The organism is Streptomyces griseoruber, from assembly GCF_001514205.1.
GTDB classification, from domain to species: Bacteria; Actinomycetota; Actinomycetes; order Streptomycetales; family Streptomycetaceae; genus Streptomyces; species Streptomyces griseoruber.
This window is the reverse complement of sequence record NZ_KQ948765.1, coordinates 152,916-169,282: the sequence shown is the minus strand read 5'-3', so window position 1 is coordinate 169,282 and position 16,367 is coordinate 152,916. Positions and strand designations below refer to the sequence as shown.

13 protein-coding genes are annotated in these 16,367 nt (G+C 72.1%); 9 read left to right on the top strand and 4 right to left on the bottom strand.

The window, feature by feature from the left end:
- Window positions 1-32: 32 nt before the first annotated feature.
- Window positions 33-1,949, bottom strand: a complete 1,917-nt coding sequence (locus AQJ64_RS09040) for a phosphatase PAP2 family protein (RefSeq protein ID WP_055632087.1) — start codon at window positions 1,947-1,949, stop codon at window positions 33-35.
- A 228-nt stretch (window positions 1,950-2,177) separates the two neighbouring features.
- Entirely contained in the window at window positions 2,178-3,011 is an 834-nt protein-coding gene (locus AQJ64_RS09035) for a BadF/BadG/BcrA/BcrD ATPase family protein (RefSeq protein ID WP_397799631.1), read from the bottom strand.
- Window positions 3,012-3,407: 396 nt separating this feature from the next.
- On the opposite strand from AQJ64_RS09035, the gene AQJ64_RS09030 reads away from it, so the two are divergent.
- The 6 genes from AQJ64_RS09030 to AQJ64_RS09005 all read left to right on the top strand — a co-directional run bounded on the left by AQJ64_RS09030 (window position 3,408) and on the right by AQJ64_RS09005 (window position 11,692).
- On the top strand, window positions 3,408-4,541 hold the full coding sequence (locus AQJ64_RS09030) for an ROK family protein (protein ID WP_240512488.1): 1,134 nt from the start codon (window positions 3,408-3,410) through the stop codon (window positions 4,539-4,541).
- Window positions 4,542-4,818: 277 nt separating this feature from the next.
- Window positions 4,819-6,147, top strand: coding sequence for an extracellular solute-binding protein (locus AQJ64_RS09025; protein ID WP_055632090.1), 1,329 nt, complete (start codon window positions 4,819-4,821; stop codon window positions 6,145-6,147).
- Between the two features lie 117 nt (window positions 6,148-6,264).
- Window positions 6,265-7,176, top strand: a complete 912-nt coding sequence (locus AQJ64_RS09020; RefSeq protein ID WP_055632091.1) for a carbohydrate ABC transporter permease — start codon at window positions 6,265-6,267, stop codon at window positions 7,174-7,176.
- Complete coding sequence (locus AQJ64_RS09015; RefSeq protein ID WP_055632092.1) at window positions 7,173-8,075, top strand: carbohydrate ABC transporter permease; 903 nt, start codon at window positions 7,173-7,175, stop codon at window positions 8,073-8,075. The genes AQJ64_RS09020 and AQJ64_RS09015 overlap by 4 nt, the downstream gene beginning before the upstream one ends.
- 2 nt (window positions 8,076-8,077) lie before the next feature.
- Entirely contained in the window at window positions 8,078-9,793 is a 1,716-nt protein-coding gene (locus tag AQJ64_RS09010) for a hypothetical protein (RefSeq protein WP_055632093.1), read from the top strand.
- Window positions 9,794-9,841: 48 nt separating this feature from the next.
- Window positions 9,842-11,692, top strand: coding sequence for a hypothetical protein (locus AQJ64_RS09005; protein ID WP_059202552.1), 1,851 nt, complete (start codon window positions 9,842-9,844; stop codon window positions 11,690-11,692).
- Between the two features lie 61 nt (window positions 11,693-11,753).
- Here the strand turns inward: AQJ64_RS09005 and AQJ64_RS09000 are convergent, their stop codons facing one another.
- Both AQJ64_RS09000 and AQJ64_RS08995 read right to left on the bottom strand, forming a co-directional pair.
- Window positions 11,754-12,020 carry a hypothetical protein gene (locus AQJ64_RS09000; RefSeq protein ID WP_159060279.1) on the bottom strand — a complete coding sequence of 89 codons (267 nt, stop codon included), beginning with the start codon at window positions 12,018-12,020 and terminating at the stop codon, window positions 11,754-11,756.
- Window positions 12,021-12,030: 10 nt separating this feature from the next.
- Window positions 12,031-12,687, bottom strand: coding sequence for a nucleoside/nucleotide kinase family protein (locus AQJ64_RS08995; RefSeq protein ID WP_055638244.1), 657 nt, complete (start codon window positions 12,685-12,687; stop codon window positions 12,031-12,033).
- A gap of 100 nt (window positions 12,688-12,787) precedes the next feature.
- On the opposite strand from AQJ64_RS08995, the gene AQJ64_RS08990 reads away from it, so the two are divergent.
- Genes AQJ64_RS08990 through AQJ64_RS08980 form a run of 3 tightly spaced genes read left to right on the top strand, consistent with a single transcriptional unit; the run spans window position 12,788 to window position 16,322 of the window.
- Window positions 12,788-13,183, top strand: a complete 396-nt coding sequence (locus tag AQJ64_RS08990; RefSeq protein ID WP_055638243.1) for a YybH family protein — start codon at window positions 12,788-12,790, stop codon at window positions 13,181-13,183.
- Window positions 13,184-13,221: 38 nt separating this feature from the next.
- Window positions 13,222-13,983, top strand: a complete 762-nt coding sequence (locus tag AQJ64_RS08985) for an HAD family hydrolase (protein ID WP_055638242.1) — start codon at window positions 13,222-13,224, stop codon at window positions 13,981-13,983.
- Window positions 13,980-16,322, top strand: coding sequence for a glycoside hydrolase family 65 protein (locus AQJ64_RS08980; protein WP_055638241.1), 2,343 nt, complete (start codon window positions 13,980-13,982; stop codon window positions 16,320-16,322). Before AQJ64_RS08985 ends, AQJ64_RS08980 begins: the two co-directional genes overlap by 4 nt.
- Window positions 16,323-16,367: the final 45 nt, after the last annotated feature.

Sequence of the window (16,367 nt, the reverse complement as noted above, 5' to 3'; positions counted from 1 at the left end):
CCACTGTGCACCAGCTCCCGCCTTCAGGGGCGTTACCGCTTCAGGAGTCGTACCGACAGACCGTCCGCCGTGTACACGGGTACGGCGCGCAGCGTGGCGGAGTTCAGCTCCACCGTGTCGAACTGGCCGCGCAGCGCGCAGGTGTCGATCACCGGGACGACGTCCCCGGCGCGGGCGGGCTGCCTGTCGTCCAGGCGCAGCGACAGTACCGAGCCCTGGCCGAGGGTCACCCGGCCCGACACGGTGAGCGCGGCGCCGTGGTGGCGGCGCAGCGGCAGCTCCAGCGTCGCGCCCTTCGACTGCGTCCAGGTGCCCCGCACCCGCACCGGCTGCCCGGCGCGGAGCGTGCCGCCGGTGAGCCGGACGTCGCCCTGGCCCAGCGCGGCTGCGTGGCCCGCGACGAGGGTGCCCTCCTCCACGACCGTGCCGCCGTGGTGGCGGTTGTGGCCGGTCAGGGTGAGCGTGCCGGATCCCCGCTTGGTCAGAGAGCCGTCGCCCTCGATGTCGTTGCGCCAGGCGTCGGCCGCGTGGAAGCCGCCCTTCGCCGCGTCCAGGGTGACCGTCACGTCGGAGTCGAACGAGCCGTAGCCGTCGGCGGCGGCGAACAGGTTCAGCCGGCCCCACTGCTCGAAGCCGTCCAGCAGCACGTACCCCGAGGGCAGGGCGGTGGTGCGCAGCACCTCGCGGCGCTGCTCGGCGGTCAGGTAGGGCTGGCGGGTCTCCAGCAGCACCTCGGCGCCCTTGGGCACGGTCAGGGGCTCCTTGCGGCCCTGGCGCTCCAGGACGTACGTCAGGCGCGGCTCGGCGGCCCGCCGGTTGGCGTCCCGGTCGGCGTACTTGTCGGAGGCGTCCGCGTGCGCGTAGGCGAACAGCGTGTCGGCCGTCGTCCCGGTCTTCCCGGTGAAGTGGGCGAGGGCCTGGGCGCGGGCGGCGGCCTTCAGGTCGGCGTTGGCCGGGTCGGCGAGGGTGGCCGCGGCGAGCGCGGTGGCCATGATGCGGCCGCCCATGACGTCGACCGTGGAGTGCATGCCGGACATGATCCGGGTGTGGCTCAGCTCCAGGGCGCGGGTCACCAGCTCCTGGAACCGCTCGGGCACGGCGTACGCGAACGCCAGCGCCGCCAGGTGGAAGGCGTTGGTGTGGCCGCTCGGGAAACCGCCGTCGTCGGTCGCCGAGGTGCCGCGCTGGCGGAGCAGCTGGGGGACGACGACCACCTTCGAGTCGTAGACCGGGTAGCCGAGCGCGTCGGTCTTCCCGGTGTCGACGACCTCGCTGTCCTCGTTCATGCGCCACGGACGCGGGTACTGGAAGGCGTACTTGCCCGGGTTGCCCGAGGCGTACGGGCCGCGCACGGTGTCGACGAGCCTGGCGACCTGGCCGAGGTCGGAGGTGTACGAACCGGCGCCGAGCGCGGAACCGGCGGGCGCGTCGGCGGGCACCGCGTCGCTGATCGTGGTCGCGGGCGTGGTGTCCGGGGCGCTGGTGATCGAGGTGACCGCCTTGGCGCCGGCCTTGTACAGGTCGGCCAGGGTGCCGAGGCCCGCGATCATGGCGTAGCTCTGGTGCTGGCGGTCGTAGACGAACGCCTCCCTGCCCTGCGCCTCCGTGCGGGCGCCGGTGAGCGCGGCGCAGTAGCGCATGTTGGCGCGCAGGATCTCGGGCCGCAGCGGGGTGCCGGTGTTCCACGCCGAGCCGGTCTTCCACACCTGGGCGAAGCCGCCGAGGACCCGCACCACGGCGTTGGTCTCGGGCGTGAGGTTCGTCAGGACGTTCGTCTTGTAGTCGTCGACGAACGGGAGCGGGCTCGTGGCGGCCTTGGCGTCGGCGGCGCCCAGCCAGGAGACCAGCGTCGGCGCGGCGACCAGGGCGGCCGAGCCGCCGAAGGAGACCTTCAGAAAGCGCCTTCTGTTCACGGCCGAGGGGGAGTTGAGCCCGGCGGGTGACGGCATGGGTGTGCCTCTCTTGAGTTCTTCGGCCGTGGGGCCAGAGGGAAGAGATGTGATCACGTACGGCTCGTGGGCCTGGTGACGACTCCTGAGCCGGATGACGCGTACGAGCGAAGATCTACGGCGGGGCCGTGTCGCTTCCGCGAGGGCCCGGCGACCGCCGCATGTCCTGTGGGTGAACGTGAGAGCGGTTTCTCACAGGAGCGCGGTTGCCTACAGGAGCTCGGTTGCTCACAGGAGCGCCCGCGCGAGCGCCACCGCACCCAGGACCGGCGGCCCGGTCAGCGGCCGTGGGCGCGCTCCCGGTGCGGCGGCCCGGAGCGCGGTGGTGAACGCCTCGTAGAGCGCGGGCTGGTGCAGGATCGTGCCGCCCGCCACCACCACGTCGTCGACCGCCACCCCGCGGGCGGCGAGCCGGGCGACGAGCGCGGCGAGCGCCCCGCCCGCCTCGGCGATCACGGCACGGGCGAGCGCGGAGCCGCCGTCGGCGGCCGCGAAGACCACGGGGGAGTGCCGGCCCCACTCGGCCGAGACGTCCGTGGCGCGCTCCAGCGCCGCGCCGAGGGCCGGAACCTCCGGCACCTCGAACGCGGCGACCAGGCCGCGGGCGAGGAGGTCAGGTTCCTCGCCGCGGTCGTGTGCGGCCCATACGGCCCGGGCCGCCTCGCGGACGAGTCCGGCGGCGCCGCCCTCGTCGCCGAGGACCGCGCCCCAGCCGCCGACCTGTACGGGGGTGCCGTCGGGCAGCAGACCCACCGCGACCGAACCGGTGCCGGCCACCAGGCCGGCGCCCTTGTCCAGTCCCGCGGCGGGAACGAGAAGCTCGGCGTCGCCCACGATGTGCGCGGGAACGCCGAGAAGTTCCTGAACGGCGGCGCGGATCCGCGCGCACTGCCGGGGGGTCTCGCAGGCGTGCGCCCCCACGGCGAGCGCGGCGGGGCGCACGCCCGAAGGCAGCGACTCGTGGACGAGGGCGGCCAGCCAGCGGGCGGCGGCCGCGGTGTCGTGCGGCCGCCAGCCGCTGCTGGGCCTGACCTGGTCGGCCACGACGCCGTCACCCGCCATCGCGCGGAGATGCGTCTTGGTGCCGCCCACGTCGACGCCGACCACGAGGGGGCGCGAAGGGGGAGAGTCCTGCACGGATCCTCTTTCGTCGTTGCATCGAGCTGCGACGGTGGGCGAACCGTGACCTGCGGAATTGCGTTTTTCTGGTGAACTAGGGAAGCCCCGGGACGGGCTTCTGACGAGCACGGCAGGCGAGTACCGTGAAGTTCGTTAGGAAGTTAACTAACGAAGTACAGTGCGTCAAGAGAAGTCGCGCACTCGACCTCAGCGGCACCCTCCCGGGCCGTCGCGGGGCGGGAACGCGCGCCGTCGTCGCATCCCTTCGCCGCAGTCCGCCGAACCGATCGGCCGGGTGCGCGGCCCGGTACCCGTGTGGGGGAAACTGTGGAACACGACGTGGCGGAAGCCCCCCGCCTGACCGAGAGCGCCAGCGCGGTCTTCGCCGTGCTGGCGCAGGCGAGCAGAGCCACCCGGCCGCAGCTCGCCAGCCTGGCGGGGCTCTCCAAGCCGACGGTCTCCTCCGCCGTGGCGGAACTGGAGGGCGCCCGGCTCGCCGCGCACTCCGGCACCGCCTCCAGCGGCACCGGCCGCTCCGCCGCCGTATACCGCCTCGGCCCCGTCGCCGGGGCCGTCCTGGCCGTCGACCTCGGCCCCGCGCACACCAGGGTCAGGGGCTGCGCGCTGGACGGCACCCTGCTCGCCGAGGCCACCGCCTCCCGCAAGGACGCGGCCGACGCCGTGCGCGAGGCGCTCGCCGCGCTCCCCGAGGGTGCCCCGCTGCGCTCCATCGTGGTCGCCGTCGGTGACGTCACCGCGCGGGACCTCCAGGGCAGCGGGATGCGTCCGGCCACCGCCAAGGCGGGCCCGGTCTTCGACGCGATGGCCGTGGCCCTGCCCCCGGGCGTCCCCGTCCACCTCGAGAACAACGTCAACTGCGCCGCGCTCGCCGAGCTGCACGAGGGCGCCGCCCGCGGCCGGCACACCTTCGGCTATCTGCGGATCGGCGTGGGTGTGGGTCTCGGCATCGTCGTCGGCGGCCAGGTGCTGCGCGGCTCGAACGGCGCGGCCGGTGAGCTGGCCCGGCTGCCCTACCCCTGGGACGACGGCCGTGAGCCGCGCCGGGAGGCCCTGGAGGAGTACATCGGGGCCCGCTCGCTGCTGCGCCGGGCCAAGGAGGCCTGGGCGGACCGGGACGGGCCGTGCCCGCGTACCACGGACCGGCTCTTCGCCCTCGCCGGGGAGGGCCGGGCCGCGGCCCGTGCCGTCGTCGACCGCCATGCCGCCGACGTGGGCCGGCTGGCCGCCGCGGTGACCGCCGTACTGGACCCCGGGCTGCTCGTCCTGGGCGGCAGCACCGGCGCGTTTCCGCAGCTCCTGCCCGGTGTGCGGGCCGAGCTGGAGCGGCTGAGCTGGCCCACCGAAGTGGTCAGCAGCCAGATCGGTGATCTCGGCACCGTCGTGGGCGCGGCACGGCTCGCGGTCGCCAGAGGAGTCCAAACCGTGACCGAGGCGGCGCGGATGAAGGATTGACGGTTTCGGACTCGGTCTGCCAATGTCCGGACAAGCGCTTTCTAAGTCGGCCGGGACGCCGGCTTGGAGCGAGCGTCCCGCCCGTACTCGACGTAGGGCAACCGCACCAGGGCGTGCTTGTGCGGCGACGGCCACAGCGGCCGGGGACCCTCGCCCGTCAGGATGACGCGGCCGGGCGAGGCCGCGCCCTCGGAAAGCACATTCTCCAGCAAACTGCACCAGTGCCGCTTCGGTCGGCGCCGTGCTCCGTCCCCTACGACGAAACAAGGGATCGAAGATGACCAATGTGGGTGTGCGGCGCTCCAGCCGACTCGGCCGCGGCGGTATGCGCCGCCTGGTTCCCCTCGCTGCCGTTGCCTCGGCGGGTGCCCTGCTGCTCTCCGCCTGCGGGTCGGGATCGGACTCGGGCGGTACCTCCAAGTCGCTGACGTTCTGGATCTCCACGGTTCCCGGCCAGGACGCGGGCTGGAAGAAGCTGGTGGCGCAGTACAAGAAGGAAGCCGGCGTCTCCGTCAAGCTCGTCAACATCCCCTACGACGGCTACACGACGAAGCTGCACAACGCCGCCCAGGCGAACTCGCTGCCCGACGTGGCGGCCGTGCCGGCGCTGGACCCGATCTGGTCGAGCAAGCTGATCGACCTCAAGTCCATCGCCAACAAGAAGAGCAACAACATCAACGCCAACTTCCTCGCCAAGGACTCGTCCGGCAAGGTGCTGGCCATCCCCTCGGACGTCACCGCGTCCGGCCTGTTCATCAACAAGTCGCTCTTCGAGAAGGCCGGCGTCTCCTTCCCGACCTCGCCCGACAAGACCTGGACCTGGACCGACTTCATCGCGGCGGCGAACAAGGTCCGGGAGAAGACCGGCGCCAAGTACTCCCTGACCTTCGACCAGTCGCCGTCCCGGCTCCGCGCCATGGTGTACGAGATGGGCGGGCAGTACGTCCACGCGGACTCCTCCGGCAAGTTCTCGGTGGACGCGGCGACCAAGAAGGCCGTGAACTACTTCGTCGGACTGAACGACAACAAGACCATGCCGAAGTCGGTGTGGACCAGCGGCGCCGACCCGTCCGCCATGTTCCAGAGCGGTGACGTGGTCGCCTACTGGTCCGGCGTGTGGCAGGTCGCCGCCTTCGCGGACAGCATCAAGAAGTTCGACTGGGCGAGCGTCCCGACCCCGGCCCAGCCGGTGCAGGCCAGCGACGTCAACAGCGGCGGCATGATGGTGGGCTTCAACAACAACGGTGCCGCGGCCACCGCCGCGCAGAAGTTCCTGTCCTGGGTCTACGAGCCGGACCACTACCGCGAGCTGTGTGAGGCGTCCGGCTTCCTGCCCGTCGAGAGCGGTCTGAACCCGCAGTACCCGTTCACCTCCGAGGCGGCGCAGGCGGCGTTCAAGCTGTACAACGAGGAGATCCCGCTCTACGCCCCGATCTCCGGTTACTTCAACGGCGCGCAGACGAACTGGGTGCTGAAGGGCAAGAGCCTCACCGAGGACCCGACCAAGACGGAGCTCGGCAAGGCGATCAACGGCCAGCAGTCGGCGGACAAGGCCCTGGAGAACATCGTGGCCGGCTACAACCAGCAGGTCGGCGGCGCATCGTAGGCCACAGGGCCGGGCGGCGGGGTGGAGACACCGCCGCCCGGCCCTGGTCGTCCACGTGACGCCCGGCTCATGCCGTGAGCCCACCGCAATCCATTCCACCAGCACGGAGTCAGGAAGATGACAAAACGCGCCTCGGACGTGTCCGCGAGCCCGCCCAGGAGACGCAGTAAGTACACCCTTGCGCCGCTCGTCCTGATCGCGGCCAATGTCGTGCTCTTCTCGCTGTTCTTCGTCTGGCCGGCGGTGATCGGGCTCGTCTACTCCTTCACGAACTACACGGGGGTGGGGGCGTTCCAGTTCATCGGACTGGACAACTACCACAACCTGTTCGGGGACTCCACGTTCTACGACGCGCTGACCCGGACGCTGCTGTACGCCGTGCTCTTCGTGCCGCTGAACTTCGCGCTCTCGCTGCTCGCCGCCAACCTGGTGGTGAGCAAGCACGCGAAGGGCGCGTCGGTCGCCCGGGTCGTCTTCTTCATCCCATGGCTTCTGTCGCCCATCGTCGTGGGTGTCCTGTGGCGGTGGCTGTTCGGCGAGAACTTCGGACTGGTCAACTACGTCATCGAGAAGCTCGGCGGAAGTGCCGTTCCGTGGCAGTCGAACGCGGACCTGTCGTTGATGGTGGTGGTGATGGCGGCATCCTGGGCCTGGACGGGTTTCTCGATGCTGCTGTTCATCGCGGCGATCAAGAACGTACCGGTGTCGTACTACGAGGCGGCCTCGCTCGACGGCGCCGGCCCGTGGCGCCAGTTCATCAGCATCACGCTGCCGAGCATCGCGCCCACCTCGTTCATCGTCATCCTGCTCAACACGATCAACGCGATGAAGGAATACCCGGTGTTCGTCGCCCTCAACAACGGCGGACCCGGCACGTCGAACAACCTGCTTGTCCAGTACATCTACGAGACCGGCTTCAAACGGGGCCAGATCGGCTACGCGAGCGCCGCGTCATTCGTGCTCATGCTCATCCTGATGGCCGTCGCGATCATCCAGCTGATCGTCAACCGGCGGGTGGAGAACCGATGACAACCACAGACATGCCACGCCCGGTCGACGCCGGTTCCGGACGGGGCGTCTCCAAGAAGCGGCCCCGCGCCGCGGGCAGCGGCGGGCTCCGTCGGGCGGTGCCCGCGACGACACTGCTGTGGATCCTGGCGTGCCTGTACGGGCTGCCGGTGCTGTGGTTCATCCTCAGCTCCCTCAAGCCGGCCAGCGACCTGTTCTCCTATCCGCTGACGCTGGTTCCGCACAACCCCACCCTGTCGGGTTACCTGACCGCGTGGCGCAGTGCCAACTTCTCCCAGTACTTCGTCAACACGGCCATCGTGTGCGTGATCACGACGATCCTCACGGTGGGAGTCAGCTGCTGCACCGGGTACGCGCTGGCCAAGTACGACAACAAGTGGCTCAAGGTCTTCTTCATCTGCATCCTGGCCACCACGATGCTGCCGTCCGAGGTCATGCTCGCCCCGGAGTTCCTGGTGGTCCGCAACCTCGGCCTCTACAACTCGTTCGCCGGCATCATCCTCCCGGCCGTGCTCACCGCGACCGGATGCTTCATGTTCCGCCAGTTCTTCCTGACGGTTCCCGACGAACTCGTCGAAGCCGCACGCATCGACGGCGCCCGCGAACTGTCGATCTTCCTGCGGATCATGGTGCCGCTCTCCCGGCCCATCATGCTGACCCTCGCCATCCTGTCCTTCCAGTGGCGGTGGAACGACTACATCTGGCCGCTGCTGATGCTCAACGACCCCAACAAGTTCACGGTGCAGATCGGCATCCAGAGCATCGTCGGCGCGCAGAACATCAACTGGTCGGTACTGCTCGGCGCATCGGTCATCTCCATGATCCCGCTGATCGTGATCTTCCTGGTCTTCCAGCGCTACGTCATGGGCGCCGACATCAATGCCGGACTGAAGGACTGACCTTGCCCCCGCTCGACCACGAGTTCGTCCGCGCGGTGGCCCGCGCCGCCGACCGGCCGGCCGCCCCGCTGGCGGCCGGCCCCGACGAGGAACCCGCCGGTGTGCCCCACCGCGCTCTGGCCCGCCGGGTGAAGACTCTGGTCGCGGCATACCGATCCCCGGACTCGGCACTGCACGGCAGCAGCCGGGCCGTCGCCGCCGCGATGACCCACCTGCGCGCCCTGCGGGCCGCGCAGACCACCACCGGGCTCTTCGCCGGCGGCGACAACGTGCAGTCCCCACCGGACTCCGCGTTCACCGTCAACGACGTGTGCGACGCGCACGTCCTCGCCGCCGGCGCGGGGCCCGCACTGCGCGAGGTCACGGCCGCGCTCGCCGAGATCGCCGGCGCCGCCTCCGGCAGTCTCCTGACCGGTGGGGTGCACACCCCGAACCACCGCTGGGAGCTGTGCGCGGCGCTGGCCCGGCTGCACCGGTCGTTCCCCGACGACCGGCTGCTCGACCGCGTCGAGGACTGGCTCGCCGAGGGCGTCGACATCGACGCGGAGGGCCTGTACTCGGAACGGAGCGCCAACTACGCGGCCCATGTGTCCAACCCGTCGCTGCTGCTGCTGGCCGACGTGCTCGGCCGCGCCGACCTGCGGGACGCCGTGGAACGCAACCTCGCCACGACCCTGGACCTCATCAGGCCGGACGGCACGGTGGAGACCGTCCACTCGCGACGGCAGGACCAGAACCACCCGTTCCCGCTGGCGCCCTATCTGCCGCACTACCGGCTGCTCGCGGTCCGCACCGGCCGGGGCGACTTCGGCCGGGCGGCGCGGCTGGCGGCCGCCGACGGCATCGACGACCCCAACCTGCTCGCCGAGACCCTCCTCACCCCGGACCTGTGCCGCGTCCTGCCGGCACCGGCCGCCGAGACACTTCCGCGTGACCGGTACCTCACCACCGCGCGCCTCGCCGCACGGGCCTCGGCCACCGCGCACACGGTGGTGTACGGCGGCTCCGACGTGCCCGAGCACCGGCGCATCCGCTCGGGCCTCGCCTGCAATCCCACCTTCCTGCGCCTGTTCGCCGGTGACGCCGTCCTCGACGCGGTCCGCCTCTCCCGGGGGTTCTTCGACCTGGGCCCGTTCCGCGCCGCCGGCATGCAGCAGCCCGCCGACCACCGGTACCGGCTCACCGAAACCCTCACCGCCGCCTACTACCAGCCGCTGCCGCCGGACCGGCGACGGGACGACGGCGCCTACCGGATGGCGGACGAGGGACGCTTCTCGGCCGCGATGGCCTTCCCGGACCGGCCCCGGGACGAGGTCTCCCACACGACCCGCGTCGAGGTGGACCTGAGGGAGGACGGTGCCGACCTGCGGATCGACCTCAGCGGACCACGGGTGCCCTGGGCCCTCGAACTGACCTTCCGGCCGGGTGGCGTGCCCGAGGGAGCCGTACCGATCGGCGAGGGACGCTGGTGCCTGACCACCGGGCCGATGACCTACCGGGTCGGCGACGACGAGATCCGGATCGAGGCCGACGTCGAGGCAGGCGAACCGCTCGCCGGGCCGGACCGGAGCGACATACTGCGGTACGACCCGGGTCAGGACCACACCGTGGTCGGCGGCACCGACGCGACGACCGGGAACCGCGTCTACCTCGGTGGACAGGGCCCGCACACACTGACCGTCGCACTGCGCGCCCACCGGCCCGCGCCCGCCGTGTGACCCCGACCCACCACGCCACGGCCCCCCAGGCATGAAGGATTGATCCCCGTGCACCTCCCACGCCAGCTCGGTCCGCTGCACGACCTGCCGGACACCCCGCAGGCGTACGACGCCGTGCTCGCCGACGTCACCGAGCAGGCCCTCGCGCGCCTCACGCCCGAGGGCAGCCTCGAACACCCCGACTGCGCCGACGACATCGGCGACACCTCCCTCGGCATCACCTCCCTGCTGGCCCTGGCCTGGCAGCGCGGCAAGGACCCGCGTCTGCCGGAGGCGGTCCGCCGCAGCCTCGCCTTCCATCTGCGCGAGCGGGTCTACCGGGACGACAACCCCGGCTACCCCAACCTCAGGGTCCGCGACTCGGGGCTGCCGTACGCCCGGTACGTCCTCGAGGCGGGCGCGCACCCCATCGGCGACTGGCCGAGCACGGTGTGGGCACTGCTCCAGGCCGTGAACCTCCTCGACGCCCTCGACACGGCCGACGGCGGGGCCCTGGCCGGCGACGGGCAGCGCGCGGAGCTGCTGGAGGTGGCGCGCGGCTACTGGAGCTGGCTCACCGAGGCCACCTTCTTCAACCCGCAGGAGGCCGGCAACCAAGCCATCGGCTGTGTGGTCGGCGGCCTCATGCTCGCCCGCCATCTGCCGGGCGCCGAGGGGGAGCGGGTCCGCTCCCGCGCGCTCGAGCTGTACGACGGGAAGATCCGCGCCCACCGGGTCGCCGACCGGGGTGCCCTGCTGCCCCCCGAGCACGGCGGCGCCTACGACAACAACTACGGCCCGATCTCCCTCTCCTTCCTCGCCCAGGCCCACCGGATCAGCGGCGAGGACGTCTTCGCCGAGGACGGCGACACCCTCGCCCGCTACCTCGACGCCCGGCTGACCAACGGCGGCTTCGACAACGGCGGCCCCCGCTACAGCGAGCAGCACTCCGCCTTCGAGTCCGTGCTCGGCCTGCGCTACTTCGGCGCCCGTATCGGCTCGGACCTGGGCCGCTACCGGGGCGACAGCCGCTGGGCCCGGCACGCCGTCAAGCCGGACGGCGGAGTCGACGGCCACTTCGCGTGGATGCTGGTCTGGCAGATCCAGGACACCACCCCCTGGCACCGGGAGCCGTCCGCCGGGGCCGCACGGCACCAGCTGCGGGCCGGCACGGTCTCCGTCGCCTTCGACGACCGGATGACCCCGGCCGTGATCGAGGCGGCCGGCACCTATCTGCTGCCCGCCGCGGTCGACCGCCAGCACGGCTTCGGACCCGTCGTCGACGGCTTCCTGCTGTGCCGCCCCATGGGCGAGGTCCGCGTCCGCGACGTCCGTGCCGACGGGCTGACCGCCAAGCTGGTCACCAAGCCGGTCGTCGGCCGCGACCACGTCCTGCGCCATGTGCGCTCCCTGTACGTCACCGACGGCAGCACCCTGTGGACGACGGTCGCCGTGGAACGCCTCGACGGCAGCCCCTACCTGCTGGCCGGCCTGCCGTACGCCGAGGACGACGGCGACCGGGTCCGGCGTACGGCGCACGCGCCCGTCTCCTCGGCGGGCACCCTGCGCCTGACCCACCCCGAGGCCACGGGCGCCGAGCACTTCGACGCCCGCGCCGAGCTGACCCAGGAGCAGGCCGCCTTCGCCCTCGCGGAGGACCCGCGCGGCTACGGCAACCCGGACCAGGGCTGGGCCCACCTGGTGCGCTCCAGCGCCCTGGAGGCCGGGCCGGTCGCCGACGCCCCCGACGACCTGCACGTCTTCGCGGTGCGCTACGGCACGGAGGAACCGTCCGGTGTGTCCGTGGCGTGGACGCCGGACGGGCTGGCCGTGGCCACGGACGCCTTCACCGCCGTACTCGGACCGGACGACGCGCACGCCGAGCCGCAGCTGACGCTGCGCGCCGCCGTCAGCCGCTGACCGGAGTCCGCAGCGGGTGGGCGGGCAGCCGGGCGTCCTGGAAACAGCCGGGGAAGACCGTTCAGCCCGAACCGGTGCTCCAGGGACGATGACCGTCCGAGGGCGTGTACCGCACGGCTTCGGCGGCGCCCGCGGATATCTCCCCGAGCCGGGCCGCGCCCCGGAAGCCCCCGTGCTCCAGGGCGAACGACCACCCGGCGCTCTCCCCCCACCCGCACCAGACCGCCCCCATCCGCACGGCCGGCTCACCGGGCGGGACTCCGCGCGCGAACACGATGTCGGACGCCTCGGTGTCCAGGCCCGCCGGCCACACGATGCCTTCGGTCATACTCCCGAAGCTAACGCGGCCCACTGACAGCCGACCCGACCAGCAGATCCGCCCGGTCCCGCGTGGCCGCCACCAGCTCGGCGTTGCGCCGGTCGCTGCGCATCACCCACGCCACCGCCTCCTCGTGCCCCTTGCCGAACTCCTCGTGCCGCGCGATCAGCCGGCGTACGCGCTCCTCCTCGTCCGACTCGACGAACCACACCTCGTCCAGCTCGGCCCGCACACGGGCCCACGCGCCCGTGCCGAGGAGGAGGTAGTTCCCCTCCGTGACGACCAGACGGACGGCCGGCTCCACCGGCACCGCACCCGCGATCGGCTGCTCCAGAACCCGCTCGAAACCCGGCGCGTAGACCACGTCCGTGCTGTCGGCGGGCTCCTCCCGCAGCCGCCGCAGCAGTGCCGCGTACCCGGCCGCGTCGAAGGTGTCCGGCGCGCCCTTGCGGTCCCGTCGGCCGAGCCGCTCCAACTCGGCGTCGGCGAGGTGGAACCCGTCCATCGGGACGTGCGCCGCCCAGGGCCCGCCGTCGGCGTTCAGTTCCCTTACCAGGCGCTCGGCGAGGGTCGTCTTGCCGGCACCGGGGCTGCCGGCGATCCCGAGGAGCGCGCGCGGCCGGCCGGACCCGGCGAGGGAACGGGCCCGGCGCAGCAGATCGTCGAAGGTGAGCACACAGCAGAGTGTCGCAGTCTCCTGGAAGGAGACCCAGAGAGATCCGCACGGAAGTCAGCACGGCAAGCAGCACGGAACGGAACGGAAAGGAGGACGACCCGTGTCCGACGACGAGACGCAGATCCGCACCCTGATCACCCGCTGGGCCGACGCCGTCCACCGCGGGGACCTCGACACCGTCCTCGCGGGCCACACCGAGGACCTCGTCATGTACGACGTGCCGGCACCGCACGAGGGCATCCGGGGCCTGGCCGCCTACCGGGCCTGCTGGCCGCCGTTCTTCGCCTGGCAGGCCCAGGGCGCCCGCTTCGACATCGACACCCTCGACGTCACCGCGGGACACGACGTCGCCTACGCCCACGCCCTGCTGCGCTGCGGAACACCCCGGGAACTCGCCGAGAGCCCCACCCTGCGGCTGCGCCTCACCTTCGGCCTGCGCAAGGAGCACGGCCGCTGGCTGATCGCGCACGAGCACCACTCCTTCCCCCACGACTGACGTCATACCGGCGCGGATCCCGGGGAACCGGACCCTGTATGACGACGACGCTCGGCCTACCCGAAGCCATCCAGGCCTGCCTCTTCGACCTCGACGGGGTCGTCACCCGGACGGCCGTGGTGCACGCGGCCGCCTGGAAGGAGACCTTCGACGCGTTCCTGCACGCGCGCGAGGGCGAGGCGTTCTGCCCGTTCGACCCGGTCGACGACTACGACGAGTACGTCGACGGCCGCCCGCGCGCCGACGGCGTGCGCACCTTCCTCGCCTCCCGGGACATCCGGCTGCCCGAGGGCCGACCCGACGACCCGCCCGACGCCCCGACCGTCCACGGGCTCGGCAACCGCAAGAACGAGATCCTCCTGGCGAGGATCCGCACCGACGGCGTCCAGCCCTACGACGGCACCCTCCACTACATCGAGGCGGCCCGCGCGCGCGGACTGCGCACGGCGATCGTCTCCTCCAGCGCCAACACCCGGGACGTGCTGCGCTCGATCGGTGCCGAACACCTCTTCGACGTACGGATCGACGGGGTCGTGGCGGCCGAACGCGGACTGCCGGGCAAGCCGCGCCCCGACACCTTCCTCGCCGCCGCCCGCGATCTCGGCGTCCCACCGGCCCGGGCGGCCGTCTTCGAGGACGCGCTGGCCGGGATGGACGCCGGGCGGGCCGGGAACTTCGGGTACGTCGTGGGCGTTGACCGCGTCGGACAGACCGATGCGCTGTACGCGCACGGCGCCGACGTCGTCGTCAAGGACCTCAAGGACCTCACGGACCTTCAGGAGCGGGGAGGGCAGGCGTGATCACCCACCGTTCGTACACCGTGGAACCGTGGTGCGTGCGCGAGACGGCCCTGGGCCTCGACGTCCTCGCGCAGAGCGAGTCGGTCTTCGCCCTGTCCAACGGGCACGTCGGCTGGCGCGGCAACCTCGACGAGGGCGAACCGCACGGCCTGCCCGGCTCCTACCTGAACGGCGTCCACGAACTGCACCCCCTGCCCTACGCCGAGGCGGGCTACGGCTACCCGGAGTCCGGGCAGACCGTCATCAACGTCACCAACGGCAAGGTCCTGCGGCTCCTCGTCGACGACGAGCCGTTCGACCTGCGCTACGGCCGCCTCGTCGCCCATGAGCGGGTGCTGGACCTGCGGCGCGGTGTCCTGGAGCGCAGCTGCGAGTGGACCTCCCCGGCCGGCACCACGGTCCGGGTGCGCTCGACCCGGCTGGTCTCCCTCACCCAGCGGGCCGTCGCCGCCGTCGCCTACGAGGTGCAGGCCGTCGGCGGCCGCTCCCGGGTGGTGATCCAGTCCGAACTGGTCGCCAACGAGAGCCTGCCCGAGCCCGGCGACGACCCGCGCACCGCCCGCGCCCTGAAGTCGCCGCTGGAGCCGGAGGAGGACGTCGCCGTCGGCAACCGGTTGCGCCTGGTGCACCGTACGAAACGCAGCGGGCTGCGGGTGGCCGTGGCCGCCGACCACACCGTCACCGGCCCCGGTCGGACCACGACGAGCAGCGAGAGCAATGTGGACGTGGCCCGGCTGACCGTCACCTCCGTGCTGGAGCCGGGCGAGACACTGCGGGTGGAGAAGCTCGTCGCGCACGGCTGGTCCGGCGCCCGCTCCCGGCCCGCGATGAGCGACCAGGTCGAGGCCGCCCTCGCCGCCGCCGGACACAGCGGCTGGCAGGGCCTCCTCGACGAACAGCGGGCCTGCCTCGACGACTTCTGGGCCCGCGCCGACGTCGAGGTCGACGGCGACGAGGAGATCCAGCAGGCCGTCCGCTTCGCCCTCTTCCACGTCTTCCAGGCGGGCGCCCGCGCCGAGCAGCGCGCCATCCCCGCCAAGGGGCTGACCGGCTCCGGCTACGACGGACACGCCTTCTGGGACACCGAGACCTTCGTGCTGCCGCTGCTCACCTACACCGCGCCCGACGCCGTCGCCGAGGCCCTGCGCTGGCGGCAGAACACCCTGCCCGCCGCCCGGGAACGCGCCGCCCAACTGGGCCTGAGCGGCGCCGCGTTCCCCTGGCGGACCATCGAGGGCTCCGAAGGCTCCGCCTACTGGCCGGCCGGCACCGCCGCCTTCCATGTCAACGCCGACATCGCCGACGCCGTCGTGCGGTACGTGGCGGCCACCGGCGACCTCGGCTTCGAAGCGGGAACGGGCGTCGAACTGCTGGTGGAGACCGCCCGGCTGTGGCGCTCGCTCGGCCACCACGACACCCACGGCACCTTCCACATCGACGGCGTCACCGGGCCCGACGAGTACAGCGCGGTCGCCGACGACAACACCTACACCAACCTGATGGCCCGCGCGAACCTCCTCTCGGCCGCCGACGCCGTCGAACGCCACCCCGAGGCGGCGGCCCGGCTCGGCGTGGACGAGGAGGAGAGCGCCGCCTGGCGGGACGCGGCCGAGGCGGTGCACCTCCCCTTCAACGACGAACTCGGCGTCCACGAACAGCACGCCGGCTTCACCCGCTACCAGCACTGGGACTTCGCCGGCACCCGCCCCGACCAGTACCCGCTCCTGCTGCACTTCCCATACTTCGACCTCTACCGCAAACAGGTCGTCAAACAGGCCGACCTGGTCCTCGCGATGTACACCTGCGACAGCCACTTCGACGACGAGCAGCTCGCCCGCAACTTCGCCTACTACGAGCCGCTGACCGTCCGTGACTCCTCGCTGTCCGCGTGCTGCCAGGCCGTGATAGCCGCCCAGGCCGGCCATCTGCGCCTCGCCTACGCCTACACGGCCGAGGCCGCGCTGATGGACCTGGCCGACCTGGAGCAGAACACCCGCGACGGGCTCTACATCGCCTCCCTCGCCGGCACCTGGACGGCCCTGGTGGCCGGTTTCGGCGGACTGCGCCGCGACGGCACCGGCCTGCGCTTCGCGCCCCGGCTGCCGGAGCGGTTCAGCCGGCTCGCGTTCAGCGTCCAGCTCCGCGGCAGCCGGCTGCGGGTGGAGATCGGCCCCGACAAGGCGACGTACACCCTGCTCTCCGGCGGCCCCCTGGCGATCCGCCACCACGGCACACCCCTCACCGTGAACGGCGACGGCCCCGTGGTGCGCCCGCTGCCGCCCCCGCCGGTCCGCCCGGCACCGGCCCAGCCGCCGCACCGGTCACCGAAGGGCCGTTGAGCCGTACACGTGTTTCCCGGCCGCCGGAGGCAGGTAGGTAGTGGG